Below are 15,997 nucleotides of genomic sequence, written 5' to 3'. Positions count from 1 at the left end.
GACGTTGACCGAGCCCACCTGCCAACTGGTATCACACAGTCATAGTTCTGTGTCCAGGCTGTACTGACCTGAATAGCCCTCGAGTCTATAGACATTAGTTAGTTTTGTCCGAACTGAACCCACTTCCCCAGGTGCTTTCGAGGTATTAGGAAAAGTATGAAGAAACGCCATACGCTCTCATGGTATGTAAACTACTCCAATCACACTTTGGGGCATTTCTGTGTTTCATGCCCCATCGGCAAGCCTCTGGACATAAGTTTTCCTGAGCATCGTTTCTTTAACGGTCACACAGAATGGTAATTTTCCATCCACGAATGCAACTGCTGGGCTTTATTTAGAGCGATACTAATTTCTTCCAATACTGAGTCAAAACTCTGTTCTGCGATTGATATCTCAGGTAATGGTGTTTCTATGTTTACTGATTTTCCCGACTTTATGATTCGATATCCACTACATTCCAAACCTTCAAAGTGACTTTTAATATCGTCAAAGTTGTCTGCTTGGCCTAGAAACTGCAACTTGATGACTTTGCCGTAGATCTGGTGAATGATTCGTATGTTTTTATTTATTGGATCGGGATAGAAATGAATCCAGTCGTGCCCATTAGCTCGGGGTTTTGATTGCTCAGGATTCAATTGAGGAAAATGTTCTGAGACATAAGCTAAGTATTTTTGTGCAAATTCTGTTGTTTTGGTGCAAACCGTCGCAACGTAACCCCTTCTGTTTTTTTCAATAGCATCTTTTAATGTCTGTGCCTTATAGAGTCCTCGCTTATCACCTTGGGCAGCAAGGTAAACCATTATTTCTTCGTATGAAATGGCAGCGTCGTATGGTTCAGCATTTCGAGCGATATATGCCTTTGGAGCAATGATACATGTTCTAAAATCTTGCCAAAGACCATCTTCTAGACCTCTGTTACCCCTAAGCCTGTATCTCTCTCCTTGTTGGGCCTGAGCTGAAGCATCAATCTTGTTTTCAATAAGTATTGCTTGTGAAGATAAGTCATCTGATTGATAGATATAAACTAAGTCTGACTCGCCTAGGTTAGTATCTACGACAGAGTGCCAAGCACCGAGCGTTTTTACTGAGGTTATTTCTTCTCGAACACGACAAACAAACCATTGAGCAAATGAGTCGGAAACATTAAGCTCCTCTAGCACTAATAGATCAACATCACGCTCATTAACACTCTGAAATGTATTTAGTTCTTTCATTAGCCATAACTTTCCTATAGTTGTTATCTGGTAAGTGTCCACTTCCCTAGACATTACATAGATAAGAAAAAGTAGGTCAAATCACCTCACTATGATTTGTGAAGTTGAGCGCGGCTAGCAAGGAATGGGGCAGAAACGTGCTAGAGCGGTTCGGCCTAACACGAGTATGGACAAAAGTGAGCTTCGGCAACGTAACTATTTGAAACCGCAAAAGCATGGAAAGCCGCTAAACTGAGTGACCTTATTTGGGGTGGATGAAGTAACGATAGAGCTACGACATATCCAATAATATGCAGGCATAACTTTGTTCTAGAACATTGAACGCAAAACTGACCTCGCATATCATACGGCGCACATAACAATAGAGTTGCTTATTGCATTGGGAGCACGAGTTGCAAGTTGTTGGTAGTAAGTGGTTTAAGGTTGATTTTCATTGTCATTCACCTGCCTCGGATGACTTTCCTAGGTCTGATAGGACACCTAGTTGTACTAACCGTGAATGGCTCCTTGGTCAAATGTCCAATGAGGTGGATTGTGTTGTACTGAGTGATCACAATACGGGTGACGGTCTAGATGCAATACGGGCTGAACTGGAAGCGCTTAAAGTAGAGCACGAGGCGGGCGAGGGCAACGGGTATCGGGACATTGTCATTATGCCGGCAGTGGAGCTTACCGCTGCGGGGAATGTGCATGTTCTCGCTATCTTGCATGATGACGCTACTTCCACAACCATTAGCGAGCTGGTGGGCAGCTGCGGACTTCCCCCCGTTCAAGGTAAAAATCATTCAATAGAACTGTCACGAGGTGCGCGCGGGGTTGTTGAGGCTATCCATGCATTTCATTCACCGACTTTGGCGATTCTTGCACATGTCGACAAGGATAAAGGCGTATTTCAGAATGATAATCAAGGCTCAGTCAGTGCGGTATTTGATGCAAAACCAGACGCAATAGAGCTAATCGGCGATGTGGATGATCTTGACAACTATCAGAAGAAACTAATTGAGGATCTTGCTTGGTTAAAAGGGTCTGACGCGCATTCTATTGGTGAAATGGGACAGGGCTACACCTGGGTTAAGATGATAAAACCTTCCTTTGAAGGGTTAAAGGTAGCACTGTCTGATCCAAAGCACTGTATAAAGCGTGGACCTAAACAGCCACCAGCGATCCCATCGAAGCGAATCACTAAACTAACCTTAAAAACCAAGATGTGCCAAGACATCACTGGTAGTCCCATCAATATCGAACTAAGCCCTTGGTATACCTCCATTGTGGGTAGTCGGGGTTCGGGTAAGTCAACGTTAATCGAAGCGATGCGTTTAAGCCTCCGTCGTGATGAACACCTTCCTCAGATACAGCAAAGCAATATTGATGCATTTAAAGAGGTGGGCCAGAACGGTGCGATGACAGCTGACTCATTCGTCGAGCTTGAATACCATAAAGGTCAAGACCAATACAGGCTATCTTGGTCACCGACAAAGACATCCTTTCAGCACTTCAAAAAGGAAAGTGAGCAATGGGAGGAAGAAGATACCTTCAATACATCACGCTTTCCAGTATCGATTTTCTCACAAAAAATGCTCTATGAAATGGCGACTAAGCCGAATTCATTTCTAAGCGTGATCGATGAGAGTGATACCGTAAATTATGCCAAGTGGGAACAAGAAAAGCTGGACCTTGAAACGAAGTATAAACAGCTCTGTTTTGAAGAGCGTGAAGCCCAGCGAGCTATCGGTAACCTCATCACCACTAAAGGCGATTTACAAGACGTTGATCGTAAGCTTCAAACCTTAAAAGAAGCGGGATTAGAGTCGCTTCAACAGGCACTTGCAAGCGATAAAGAAGAATTAGGTAAGGCGGGAGACAGTAAGCAGAAAGTCGATGATTTAATCGAGGGGCTTGAGGGCATTTGTACCGAGAGCGCATCGGGAGCGATTGACGATACAGAGTCCGACTTAGGTAAGTGGCAGCTCGAGGTTAATGAAATTCATGACACCCTGTGTGCTGCAGTTCTCGCGCTGATTGAAGAGTCGAAGGCCAAGTTGGTTAAGTCCACTGAGCAAGCCTATTATCAGACGATCAAGGGGCGAATTGAGGCTAACTCTGCTGATTTAAGTTCTAGGGTTTCGCAATTAAAGGATGCGGAAATTAATCACGAAGAGCTGAGTGCTCTTATGGACTCGCAAGCGGAATTGCAGGTTGCTCTAAGTAACGAACAAGGGTTGAAAGATGCCCTTGCGTTGGTTCAAGCAAACAAAGCTGAATTGTACGGGAAACTGGTCACGCACAGGGAGAATCTAACCAAAGTCCGTAACCAGTTCATTGAGGAGCTTGGTCTAACGGAACTTAGGATCAAAGTGCTTCCTCTAGCGTGTTCGAGTGAACGGTTAGTTAAGGGGTATCAGGCGGCCTCAGGAATTGAAAGATTCGAAAGCCACATTTTTGATGGAGGCACTCCGAATAGCTTATTGTTCGCGATGGAAAACTTGAACAAATTCAATCCTCAAAGCGCGGAGAAGCGATACACTGAGTTGGCCAAACTAAAGCGTTTCCATATTGCATGTGTCAAAAAGGAACAGAGTGATGACTATGCCTCGATCCATGGCGCACTAAGAGCGCGACTGGGGCAACTGCAGGATGAAAGGTTAGATGAGTTACATTGTTGGTTTCCTGACGATGGGCTACAGATTGAGTTCCAAGACTCAATGAAACAATTTCGTCAATTAGAAAGGGCTTCACCTGGCCAAAAGTCTGCCTCGATGTTGTCCTTTTTAATGTCATATGGCGAGGATCCGCTTATCCTCGATCAGCCTGAAGATGACCTAGATTGCGCTATGCTTGCGAGCTCTGTGATCCCTGCGATTTCAAATAATAAGAAACGTAGACAGTTAGTTGTCGTCACACACTCTGCGCCAATTGTGGTGAATGGCGATGCGGAGTTAGTGGTAGGGATGCAACAGCAAGCTCAAAGGTTGGAGCCTTACATTTCTGGAGGGCTGCAAGAAGAGGCGGTGAAAGGGTTTATATGTAACCAAATGGAAGGTGGTGAAAAAGCCTTTAGAACTAGGTTCAAGCGCATAATAGGTTAGATAAAGCAAACTAAAAAGCTCAGCTAAATGTTGAGCTTTTTAATTCCAAGCGTTTAAATCCAACAAACTTTGGGGCAAAAATAAGTTCAACACCTCGTTGCACCGCATTCCCAGCATAGTTAGCTATAGCCTGGAAGACACATTTTGAGTCACGTCCCCCCGCACACAAATTAATAAGTAAAAAAAACCATCAAGCCTAAACTAAACTTAATGGTTTTTATTCTTAACTGCTTGTTCAGCAGGTGGGTTGCTTTCTTCCTGGCCTATTCTTAGCTGCCTATGCGGCAGGACACGTGTTGGGTTTGGACGAAGTGCCATTCAAATCATTCTTAGCTGCCTATGCGGCAGGACACAGTTAACTATAGTCACTAAGCTGTTAATTCCACGGGATTTACATCACAAAACCCTAAAGTACCCTTTTTCTGCTTACTTACGTAACTCGCTGTTTTTACTTACTTAAAAATGAGCTTTAGAAAACGGGTCAAAAACGTAACTCAGGCACCGTCCCTTTTTTTTCTTGATTGGTGGCTAAACCATAGCTACTAAAGTTTGCTTCAACGCGCTCCGAGACAAACTCCTTTTGCACGAACAAAATAAAATCCTGCCCTGATGAGCCACTAGAAACTGGGATTCGATGAAAACTATCGATGACTCGCTCTTCATTGGTGGCTGGTAACGATGTGCCAGCGCCAAATAGTTCGGATCTCTGCATGCTACGTTTGATTCGACGTTTCTTGGAACCCAAAAAGCTTTTCCCAATCGTTTGATTACGAGTAAACCTCACATCGATAGCAGTACCTGGCACCTCACATACACTGGAGATCTCAAACAAACCTTCATTTACCATCAAAGAAAAATAGGGCTGAAAAGAGAGTCCAATCATCACCTTTTTATCTTCTGCGACAAAGGCTATAGTTTGTCCAACCGTAACAGCACTCCAGTCGGGAAAGCTCACACCTATTTTATTCATGACGTGTCGGTTATGGACCATAAACAGATGCATTTGAGATATACAACGCCCTGCTAACAGCTCATAGTCGGCCTGGCCAGAGGCATACCGTATACAGAAGTAGTAACGCTTCGTCATAATCATCCTTACTTCGCTTTGGAACAATTGAAGAGACCACCCTTGATCAAGACCGACATAATAAAGTGCACGTCATTTGGGATGTTCTGAGAAGCTATCATTGTCTCAATCCAATGCTCTGTATTTCTGACTAATTGGTAAAAGTCATTTCCATGGGACACATGTCGCCTTGCTATAACGTACTCTCGGTCAGATCCATATTCATTCACTCTTAATGGCTTGTCTGCATCTTCATGCCACCAATCGTCAATCGATTGCAACGCTGCACCAACTTTCTGACCATGGAAAGCAACCGTTTCTTCTCCGGTCAGTAGCTCGACGGTAGCTAATTGTTTAGTTGGAACACCATCTTCTCGGCCATCCAAGAACTCTTGACTTGGGTAAACCTCATCCCCCCAACCGACTCCAATTTTAGCTTTGACATCCATGTAGAAATATTCTGTTGGAACAGACAGTGCTCGCGTCAAATAACCTGTAAGTTTTTCTAAGCATTCCGATGAGACTTCATCCCAATGACCATACCAAGAAAGCCTTGTTGCATTCTCGACAATCAAGGTTTGTGAATCACTGGTAGTCACTTCTATAGACAACTTTCGACACTCTCTGTTTCTCCAAAGCCAAGTGCCAAGCAGAATGTTTTTCGCATATCGATGAGCGAGCTCCTGATAGCCATTAAGTTCTTCGTATGTTTTAGCGAGTAAAGAAAGTTTAGAGCGTACCTCATCATCACTACAGGTATCTGGAGTTAGAGAGTTGGCTCGAATTCGAAGAGGGAATGCACAGTAGATGTCATCAACACCAGGTTTTACATAACACTCTTCGATGAACTGAGGATTGGAGTAAGCTAAATCTTGTGGAGCAACATTCTTTTCTACGAACTTGCACCCTTTATATGCTTCCGCATAACCACCTTTTGGTGCGCGCAACCGAGTTCTATCTATTTCAAGGGGGCACATCTCGCCATTTTGAGATAGATAATAGAAGTACGCTTTGCCAACAGAGAGTGATCGAACGTAGTTCAGCTGAGTGCAAAGTTCCATAAGCGATTAATCCCTATAGTTTTTTATAAGAATAGTTTCGCTACTGCATTCTATCGACCAAAAGGCATGGTTTAAAAAGTGATCTCTTCCACTAAAACGTACTTCTATCGGATTTACTTTCTTCGCAAACCCTATCGCGTTCTCTGCATAGGCGTGACAAGAGGTGATTGAGTTGGACCGTTGAGTTGGCTGTTCTAACAAATGGTAGCCAATAGAAACTGGCAAATTATCAGCGTCTTTAGTCACTAAACGCGCTAGTTCATCAAAGTTACTCGGCTGACTCTCACTTGGGTATAACCATCGCCCGTATGCTGGTAACCCTCTTATGACATGGAAAAGCTCGCTCTTGCTGGTAAATGTCCTCAGCCACTCAATCTGCGTCGATAGCGGTGGTTGGTATAATGCCCCTCCGGCGAAAGCAACAGGAAGAGCTGTTTGAAGTATGGACTTAAAATCTGAAATTCGGCTTTCACTATGAACTCTAATAACTAAGTCTATTTCTAGATCTGCCAATCGTTCACTACGAATAGTTGGTCGCTTAGCGTTTGAAACGGTTCTAACTTTGGCGACTGATTTAGGCTCGGTAAGCTTGGCTGTAGGTTTGATGCTTTCGCTTCTGACATAAAAAGAGAAACTCGAAAACTCAAACGGGGAATCACAATTAACTAGCCTATTAAACTCTCTTTGATAGCGGTGCATAAAACCCCATATCGCCGCCATAGAGGGTGCGCCGCACAAATAAGGGCAGCTTATTGCGACCGCATCTTGCACTCTTATTGATGACAAGTAGATATACTGCTCACCCGTTATCTTATCTTCATTGCTAATTGGTTTGCTGAGCTGTTCGAGGACCCATATGATTTGAGCTTTGACGACCTGTATAAGCTTGGGATGATAGGCAAACTTTGCAGCATGCTTGTTGTTTTGAAACGTGAGATGCAAGCGACGGTTAAACTCACTGGCTAAGGAGCCCAAGTCCGATTCTGGTAGCGATAAAAAGGCTTGAGCCAAAGAGTCATTATGTTCCAATTGCTGTTGAGTAGGGTCAGCATCAACGATGTCTCTTAATTCAATTAATGGGAGCATCCACAAGGCTATCTGCTTTCGCAATATCTTACTTCTAACCTTACGGTCACTCTCCCTCTGCTTCTGTGTTTTAGATGGCTCTGAACCAGTTAGACGATTTAAAACCTGACAGGTTTTGGCGCTAGTTACCTGATAGTCATCAAAATAGTGACCACTCTTTATACGACTTTCAGGTAACGTGCCACCTTGCGCAGTTTTGACGCCTAGCGGGTAGTTTAGGATTTTCATATACCCACCCAAACTGCCACACAGGTTCCCGACACTTGCAGAGTTTGGCAGTGACGAAGACACAAAGCTGAGCTTATTTTCTCGACTTCTCGACCTCACTTCTAACTCACTCTGAATAGCATGACTAACCACTGGGGTCACCGAAATATAATCATCCCTCCATGGAAACCTTAGCTGCTTACTGTAAACACTGACACTATCGGGAAAATGATTACCAGAGAGATGTTCTTCGATTGTATGTTTCAAGCGCGCAAGTGACTTAGCACCTAAACCAAATTCTTTGAGCCGCTCAACCCAAACAGGGCTTTCTTGCTGTATAAGTGAAAGAATACATACGGGCTGTGATTGCCAAAGAAAAGGATTCAATAACCACAATGTGTGTCGATACACCGCAGAGTTATGCGCCCACCCCAAGCGTTGCTCTAATACTGCGCTTGAAATAAATACCTCGGTTGTCGTAAGAGGCATTGCAACTATCCGCTGATCTTTAACTCGGCAGTCTGGAAACTTGAGATTATGAGTGTGGAACCATTTGATTTCATTAAGGGACGCCTCTAGGTTCTCAGCCGCTTTTAAATGCCTCTTAGCTCGGGCAACATCCAACCAATCTGAGCATCTATCTGATTGATGGCTTGAGCTGAGATTGAGTAAGATCGTTAACGCCTCTTTTTCAAACCCTTCAACACAGACACCTTCCGTATAGGGCATGAACATCTTCTTTAGCGCAGCTTGCTTTACTGCTTCGTCTTCGAATACCAATAAGTCACTTAATTTCGTCATACTTACCACTCTGGTAGATATACACTTAAGCCATCACTTTCAGAGCTCATTCGAGTCAGTTTTGTTTCTATGATACTTCTCAGGGTAAACGCTGATTCGTGAGTCGCTAACTTTGTGTGCATTCGTGGCCTTATAGCCACCTTGACCTCACCAAACTCATACAACCGATAGATCTCATCTGTTGTACAAGAAAGCAATGTAGAAGCTTCTAAGGGGCTGAGCAGTACATCACCTATATTTCCTTTCGCGCTTGAAGGTACTGTTGCTATGAGCTGAGTAAAGTAAGCTAACACCTGAGTCAGTACGATATTGTGACTCAATTGCCGACTCGGTAACTGACGACAATCTTTAAGCAGAGCCCCAAAAGCTTCATTGAAAAACACCTTCTTCCAATCTTTTATTCGAATAAGTCCTGCCTTCTCTTTCAAGGCATCAAGTTCCTGCCACAATGCCGTTGGCCAAGCGCCACAATATTCAATGAATGACTCAAAACTGAGGTCATCGATATCGCTATAACGATTTACATACCAAAGAAAAAAACCATAGCGCTCAGATGACGTCATTTCTGCTTTCAATAATCCCAAAGGTTTTGAATCACTTCCTGACAACCATCGAGCGACCAATACCTCAGCCTCTGACGCGTCGTCTACTGGCGAGTTTCGGAGTTCATAACCGCATTCACACTGACTAATACTCTCGGTACTTTGGTATTCAAGTCTCGACTTACACTCGGGGCAATGATGAACCAGTTTGCAGCCATGATGTTCACAGGCTTGGTGAGAGATAAATTGCCACTGCTGACGAATGTAGGGTGCGTCGTCAATACACAGTGGGCAAAGAGGCGTGAAACGTTTGCGAAGAAAAGTATAAGGGTAGTCAGAACCGAATCTATGTACAGCTTTGTATTGCGGAGAGAATTGAGCTTTTGAATGTGATAATGCTAAGCGCAGCACGCCAAAGTTATTGAGCTTTAATTGGTTCTCAAGGTGGATTAGAACCCTCACCCGCATTTGGCTTGTGGTTTGCGCGTGGTAGATATTGATTTGGCTGAGCTCTAAGGGGAAAGCACCCGCAATCGCTTCATGCTGATCCATGGTGTCGAACCATATATCTTCAGCGAAATGAGAAAATCGCTCGTAGCCTTGTTCTTGCGACAAGCGCAACAAGAAGCTTTCGAGCGATTCGTCAGGGTATAGTTGAATGTCGCTATTCACATGCCACCACTAAAACTTAGACTTTCTAAGTTTTAGTATCGACGATATTTCATATATTGCAACCATAGAAGCTAATGTGTTTTGCAGAAACGCTTACCAACTCATCCAACATACGTCAAAATCGCTTGGTGATCACAAACTGTGATTGGAAAGTTCTAAGAAGGTTCTGCCCCAAACTGTGTTTGGGTATCGATTTAACCCCATAAGGTTTATTAGGCCAACATGCTGTTGACCTAAAATTGGAACTAATAAGCATTCGTTACAGGTTCATCTTGCACATTCGCACGCTTCTTAATCTGCCAGTTTGATATAGCTGCACTTATTAAAGCCGTTAGTTCGTCACTCCACTCTTTCCGTTTTATGGTGTTTGAACCTTCTAAGTACCATGCATGTCTCTCAAGCTGCGAGCGTATTGCTGTTTTCCATTGTTTGTCAGACTTTGATGTTTCTAGAACCTGTTCAAATGTGAATAGCATTTGTGAAATAAACCACGGGTACTTTTCGTGAGTCACTCCATTCGAAACAATGTCATTTTTATTCCCATAAGCAAATTTTGGATTGTCTGCACAGTTTTTTAAATACTCTTGGTAAGTTGCATAAGCAGTTGCTCTTCGAGACTCCTGTCTCCCTGACCGTAGTTGTTGTAACGTGAGCATTAGCGCAAGAACAGCAACAACGGCCATTATGATATCAGCTCGTTCATTCCAAAATTCAAACGTCAATAAGTTAGCAGCGTTAGTGTCGAGGCAAATCATTTCATGTTTCCTGCTGGCGGTGTCTTTGTTTTCTTGTTGGTTCTAAGTGATTGACCACAATCTCTAAAGTCGAACATATTCATCTCAAATGTAGATATCGATACTTGATTGGAACCGTGTGTGTGCGTAATGAGCTTATGGAATCGCTCTTTGTAAGGAGCTTTGGCTACTGAACCACCAAACTGACCACTGTTAACCAGTACAACATGCTGATACATATGATAAAAGAGCGCATCAACCATGCTATCAAAGGTCGCAATATCTTTGTTCATCGCTGAAATAATATACGCGTGTGATTTGTCTTTAAGGTCGGCACTTAGCTTAATATCTGTGGCGTCATAGCATATCGAGCCAGTCAACTTGAAGCCCTCTTTCTCTTCATGAGCAGGATGAATCATTTCTACGATTAGTTGATAGGGTCTCCAAGGCATAATTTGGTTTACTTCACCAACAGTCATGTTTTTCTTCCCTTGAAGGCGCTTGATAAATCTCCTGCCATTCGTTCCTTTATTTGGGATGATCCACATAGCTGAGTTATTGAGGTCACGCTCATTCTGAATATGGCTAAAGCCAATTCCTGCAAAAACAATTGCCCCCGTTTTATCCGAAAGCCTTTCTAAGATATCTAGGTCATCGGGTGAGACAGAAAGTTCAGGCCAAATTATAAGATCCACTTTTCCTTTGAGGTTTGGAGCTTCATTCACACTATCGACGCTAGCGATGTTGTGTAAGATTAGTTCTGAAACTGAAGCAACGTGCCTTCTATGCTTAGCTCTGTATGTTGGTGTATCTAACTTTAAGCCAGCTAAATCAAAGTCTTTTGTCAAAGGTAGAAGTGATTGAACCATGACAACATTTAGGTGTTTTTTGTCTTTTGGCCATCCTAATCTTACTTTTTCTGTATAGGTTGGCATATTGGAGAGTGTACAGTATGACTTAGCTTGGTCATTACTTCGATTGTTTATACACTTTTCTAGTTCATCTAGAGTCCAGGCTTTCGGCCATGAATATAAGCTATTGTTGCTTTCAACCCCAGGCCATTGTAGTAGCTTGAACAACAATGTTGATAGCCAATCACTCATCGGCGATTTGCTATCTCCAAATGCTTCAGGTGAATGCATCATACCGATCTGCCTTTTTAGCATATTGGACTTTATACCGCGATATGCAGGTTTTTCAGACTGGAGACTGCTGCTACTCCAGTCGACAGAGCCCAGCAGACAACTTCGAATGAACATCCCAATGTAATAGAGTGGTTTGTGCTCTTCTGTTAGCCATTTAGGGGGAGTATGAAATAGTTCGGTCTCGTCATCATAAAATTCTAACTCGACTTTGAGCTCACATGATGATTTTAGGCTTAGCAAGTCATCCCAATCACTACATCGGACTTTTGTACTTGCAATATCTATAGGTGCGTCGAAGTTGTTTTTATCTATTTCAGCTAGTGACGATTGAACTAGCTTAAGTATGCCATTCTCATGCTTAAATGGGCTGTTGTCGGTTCTAATCACCGAAAGAAGGGATACTGATTTACTATTGTAGGAAGATAGATTTCCTTTGATTTTGGCATAATCATTTAGACCAAGATAGTTGGCAAAAGAGTGGGCTTTCTTAGGCCACTTTGAGTCAGTTGATTTCGCTTTTAAGTATAATTGTTCGAATAGCTCAGGGCTATTTAGCATGAGTCTTTCACATATATCGCTTAGATCTCCTCTATTTAGCTGTCTGGCTCTTCGTGAGGGCAATGATACGTTTGGGCGAGCACGCCGACTATAGATCGATTCCAGTGCACTTGATATAGAACGCAAGACTTTTCTTTTGTCCAGTGCTAGTTGGTTAGCTAGTAAAACCGCTGTAGTGAACTCAGTAGGTTTTTGCTTTAGGTTTACGTTGCGGAAACCACTTAGTAGCTGAGTAATCAGATCAAATGGTTCAATATTAATAACCTCTTTAAGAGGTGAGTCATTACGAACAAGACTAAAGAACAAAATTTGTTCTTTAAATGCCTCCTCAAAGGAATCTAGCACTTCAAATTTACTGCATGCGTAATCCTCTAGGCATTCAAAGTAGCTTTCTGGATCGGAGTGTGCAGGAAACGCCCACCGATCTTTTGTATGTATTGCGGTAGCAGAGTGGCGAAGTACTTCACTTAAGCAATATTCAGCGAAAGTGGTAAGTGCGAGGTCATCATGGTCTCGGATGCTCTCGAGGCTTTGTAAGATTGGGCGCAGTATTCGAGCAGACCCTGTAAATAATTCTGTGTAACTGTCGGGGGTTACATGTATTCAGTGAGTCGGTCTTCGAACATAATCATAAAGCGGTTTAGAGCTTGTCGCCAGTTTCTAATCGGCATCGTCCACTTCTTGGAAGCATCTCGGATAGCCAGGTAGATCACCTTTCTAGCTGATTCATCCGTTGGGAAGAGCTTGCGCTTCTTGATCGCTTTTCTAATAACGCTGTTGAGGGATTCAATGGCGTTAGTCGTGTAAATGGCTCGGCGAATATCCTCTGGGTAGTTAAACAGGGTGTTGAGGTTGTCCCAATGCGCCGTCCAAGAGCGACTGATTTGAGGATACTTACTATCCCATCGTTCAGAGAACTGCTCTAAAGCGAGCAGTGCCTCATCTTCTGTGGCTGATTGGTAGATTTTCTTCAGGTCAGCCGTCACCGCTTTGTAGTCTTTCCAAGGGACGTATTTGACCGAGTTTCGCACCATGTGGACGATACAGAGCTGTATTTGCGTCTCTGGGAACGCAGTATTGATGGCGTCAGGAAAACCTTTTAGTCCGTCAACGCAAGCGATAAGGATGTCTTTTACCCCACGGTTTTGAAGCTCTGTCAGCACGTTAAGCCAGAACTTGGCGCCTTCCGTTTCAGAGAGCCACATGCCGAGCAGTTCTTTCTGGCCTTCCATGTTGACGCCTAACGCAAGATAGACCGCTTTGTTGATGACTTGCTTGTCTTGACGCACCTTAACCACGATGCAATCGAGATAGACGATAGGGTAAATTTCGTCGAGAGGTCGCGACTGCCATTCAATCACTTGCTCGAGTACCGAGTCGGTCACCTTTGATATCAGCGTTGGTGAGACGTCTGCATCATACATTTCCTTGAACGTTGCGACGATTTCACGTGTGGTCATGCCTTTCGCATATAGGCTTAATATCTTGTCGTCCATGGATTGGAATCGAGTTTGGTGCTTGCGGACGAGTTGAGGTTCAAAGCTAGCTTCACGATCGCGAGGGACGTCGATATCGACTTCTCCATCATCGGTGATGATTGATTTACCCGAGTAGCCATTGCGGGAGTTGGAGCTAGTTCTAGGTTGGTGTTTTTGATACCCAAGGTGCTCATCGAGTTCAGCGTTTAACGCCGTTTCAACGGTCACCTTGGTTAACATTTTTCGGAAGTCATCAAGATCAGATTCAGTCTTAATTGACTTTGCTGCTTCACGAGCAAAAGCTTCGAGTGCTTTCTTATCCATATTGTCCATCCTTAGCCTTTAAGGCTTAAGTCTAGACAGTTACACAGAATTCAGGACACTCTCTTCGAGCATGAGGAAATAGTTCTAGTCCTTTTTTTAGAAGTAGCAAAAGCGAAGGATCTTTAGTCCACTTTGATATTAGTTTTCGAGCCATTCTCTCTTGTAGATAATCCCATGCTCCTGGAATAGGGGCTCCAGAATTGGTAACTTCTTGTGCGATCATGCTTCGCTTTTGACGAAGAAGTGCGTGGATTTTGTTGGCTGTAAAACGTAGGAGAGTATCTTTACGTACATCATTGAAAGTTCTGTCAATAAAAGCTAATTCACTTATACAACTGTCTTCGAATTCGTTACTATCCAAGTCTTCGATCTCAAGATTATCTGTTAGCTCAATTAGTCCTTCAAGGTGTCCAAGTTGTTCATCTAGTTCATGTAGTGGCATTGGGCCACTTAGCTTATTTTGTATGTGTGCAAGCTTAGATGAGATTGCTCCTTCTTTAGAACTGAATTTTTTAACTTTGGTTTTTTGAGGTTGAAGGATGAGACCTAAATTATCTTGATATGGTTTGAAGTGAGCAGCTATCACTTCACGGATTTCATTCTCAGATACTTCGTTTTTGTCTGCTTTGATGATCAGTCTTAGGTCGTCCACATATCGACAAGCATCTACTAATAGTATCTTTTCGTTTTCATCTAGATATTGGCCTATCAGCTCAGCAATGTCCTTGTCGAAATCAAGCATGTAAATGTTTGCTAAAAAACCACCCGCGACGAGCCCTTGAGGTATACCTTTATTATCTTCTAGGGTCTGTATGTGTTCGTTTTTACACACTTCTGTGTATAGGTCTTGAGATTCTTCTGTCCATTCCCAATCTGCAAACTGATCTAGAACGTAGCTAATACATTCATCAGCTTCTTTGCCAGTTATTTCTTTGACCAGATCCTCAATTTTTTCTGCAAGTATCGTCCGATCAACAGAGTCGTAAAACTTAGAAAAGTCTAAATGAATTTCATAGATTTCTTCTTTGCTTGTTTTAACTCGCTTAGCTTCACGACCAAAGTAGATAGGGCGCTCTAGAAAGCGCTGGTAGTCGGTAAAAAACTTACTATATGTATTACTGTTACCCCAGGAGTATGATGCACTGTTATCAACGTACTTACAGTGAAGCCTGTTACCATAGTTTATTAAACCCTTATCGTGTACATCAGAAAACAGAGTAGAGGTGTCACCCTGTTCAGTTTCAACATGGTTAGCCAGCAGCATCATCAATGCAGTAAAAACGGTCTGATCGTCTATCGATACATGGGCCAAAGGTCTCATTGGCAATCGAGGGTTATCAGAGTCATCTTCATCCTTATCTTTGCTTTTTGGAACCCAAGTGAGGGCAGACTCATCGTCCGATTTTATAAATGTCCATGGATGAGACTTAGGTGCAGGTATTAGCTTTAGAGGAGATAACTCAAGGTCGTTTTCCTTAAGGGCTAAAGATAGAGAGGAAACCCTTAGATCAAGCTCGAGAGCAGATTTATCTAAGTCTAAACAATCAACATACCAGTTGACCCCTCTGATATGTTGGTGAGACTTTTTCCAGGCACTTAACAGAATAACTTCATCAGATATGAAGTCTTCCGTTGGTAAGATCTTGTTATATTTCTTGTGGAGTAACATAGATACAACGCTTTAAATTACGACTTTTTATATGTTACCGCGTTTATTGCACTTATATGAATAAGAATTTATCTTTGTGATAGCGCAGAGCATTGTAGATGAGAAAACTGGCCACGTGAACAGAGGTTTTTCCATACCCCTATTAATTCGTCAAAAGCTAAATTAGCAAATTCACTGACACAGAAATGTCCAACAACGAGCTAGCTCAAGTGATAGTTAGCTGTGATCACCAATCGATTCTGTCGTACCTTAAATGAAAGGGGTGCAATAGAATTATAAGGCCCTTTTTTGTAACTTTCTTTCAGTTTGAAGCATAGTTTTGTGTGTGATAAAGATTTGGACGCTTTATGGTTT

Annotated in this window: 10 protein-coding genes; 1 reads left to right on the top strand and 9 read right to left on the bottom strand. The window is 42.9% G+C overall.

Translation table 11 applies throughout. The annotated features are described in order from the left end of the window. Window positions 1–284 precede the first annotated feature (284 nt). Complete coding sequence (locus AC6R10_RS01220) at window positions 285–1,214, bottom strand: PD-(D/E)XK nuclease superfamily protein (RefSeq protein ID WP_500625892.1); 930 nt, start codon at window positions 1,212–1,214, stop codon at window positions 285–287. A gap of 374 nt (window positions 1,215–1,588) precedes the next feature. Between AC6R10_RS01220 and ppl the strand changes: the two genes are divergently transcribed. Next, a complete protein-coding gene (ppl, locus tag AC6R10_RS01215; RefSeq protein WP_500671247.1) occupies window positions 1,589–4,300 on the top strand; it encodes an anti-phage protein Ppl in 2,712 nt (903 codons plus the stop codon). 481 nt (window positions 4,301–4,781) lie between these two features. Here the strand turns inward: ppl and cas6f are convergent, their stop codons facing one another. The 8 genes from cas6f to AC6R10_RS01175 form a co-directional block, all read right to left on the bottom strand. Continuing rightward, window positions 4,782–5,387, bottom strand: coding sequence for a type I-F CRISPR-associated endoribonuclease Cas6/Csy4 (cas6f, locus tag AC6R10_RS01210; protein ID WP_500627547.1), 606 nt, complete (start codon window positions 5,385–5,387; stop codon window positions 4,782–4,784). Window positions 5,388–5,395: 8 nt separating this feature from the next. Continuing rightward, window positions 5,396–6,427: a type I-F CRISPR-associated protein Csy3 gene (gene csy3 / locus AC6R10_RS01205; RefSeq protein WP_500627548.1), complete on the bottom strand. Its 1,032-nt coding sequence runs from the start codon at window positions 6,425–6,427 to the stop codon at window positions 5,396–5,398. 6 nt (window positions 6,428–6,433) lie between these two features. After that, window positions 6,434–8,521: a type I-F CRISPR-associated protein Csy2 gene (locus AC6R10_RS01200; protein ID WP_500671246.1), complete on the bottom strand. Its 2,088-nt coding sequence runs from the start codon at window positions 8,519–8,521 to the stop codon at window positions 6,434–6,436. A gap of 2 nt (window positions 8,522–8,523) precedes the next feature. Further along, a complete protein-coding gene (locus AC6R10_RS01195) occupies window positions 8,524–9,735 on the bottom strand; it encodes a TniQ family protein (RefSeq protein WP_500627550.1) in 1,212 nt (403 codons plus the stop codon). A 245-nt stretch (window positions 9,736–9,980) separates the two neighbouring features. Then, complete coding sequence (locus tag AC6R10_RS01190) at window positions 9,981–10,490, bottom strand: hypothetical protein (RefSeq protein ID WP_500627551.1); 510 nt, start codon at window positions 10,488–10,490, stop codon at window positions 9,981–9,983. Continuing rightward, entirely contained in the window at window positions 10,487–12,517 is a 2,031-nt protein-coding gene (locus tag AC6R10_RS01185; protein ID WP_500671245.1) for a hypothetical protein, read from the bottom strand. The genes AC6R10_RS01190 and AC6R10_RS01185 overlap by 4 nt, the downstream gene beginning before the upstream one ends. A gap of 248 nt (window positions 12,518–12,765) precedes the next feature. Next, entirely contained in the window at window positions 12,766–13,974 is a 1,209-nt protein-coding gene (locus tag AC6R10_RS01180; protein WP_500625857.1) for an IS256 family transposase, read from the bottom strand. A gap of 31 nt (window positions 13,975–14,005) precedes the next feature. Further along, window positions 14,006–15,643 (bottom strand): RNA-directed DNA polymerase, encoded by a 1,638-nt coding sequence (locus tag AC6R10_RS01175; RefSeq protein WP_500671244.1) that lies wholly within the window; start codon window positions 15,641–15,643, stop codon window positions 14,006–14,008. Between the last annotated feature and the right edge of the window lie 354 nt (window positions 15,644–15,997).

It is taken from the genome of Vibrio sp. R12-SG2-ISO1 (genome assembly GCF_059834045.1).
The sequence above is the reverse complement of the archived record's forward strand: the minus strand, read 5'-3'. Positions and strand labels throughout refer to the sequence as shown.

Coding starts and splice junctions, on each gene's coding strand:
- AC6R10_RS01220 (WP_500625892.1), bottom strand. CDS start 1,214: ATGAAAGAACTAAATACATTTCAGAGTGTTAATGAGCGTGATGTTGAT.
- cas6f (WP_500627547.1), bottom strand. CDS start 5,387: ATGACGAAGCGTTACTACTTCTGTATACGGTATGCCTCTGGCCAGGCC.
- csy3 (WP_500627548.1), bottom strand. CDS start 6,427: ATGGAACTTTGCACTCAGCTGAACTACGTTCGATCACTCTCTGTTGGC.
- AC6R10_RS01200 (WP_500671246.1), bottom strand. CDS start 8,521: ATGACGAAATTAAGTGACTTATTGGTATTCGAAGACGAAGCAGTAAAG.
- AC6R10_RS01190 (WP_500627551.1), bottom strand. CDS start 10,490: ATGATTTGCCTCGACACTAACGCTGCTAACTTATTGACGTTTGAATTT.
- AC6R10_RS01180 (WP_500625857.1), bottom strand. CDS start 13,974: ATGGATAAGAAAGCACTCGAAGCTTTTGCTCGTGAAGCAGCAAAGTCA.
- AC6R10_RS01175 (WP_500671244.1), bottom strand. CDS start 15,643: ATGTTACTCCACAAGAAATATAACAAGATCTTACCAACGGAAGACTTC.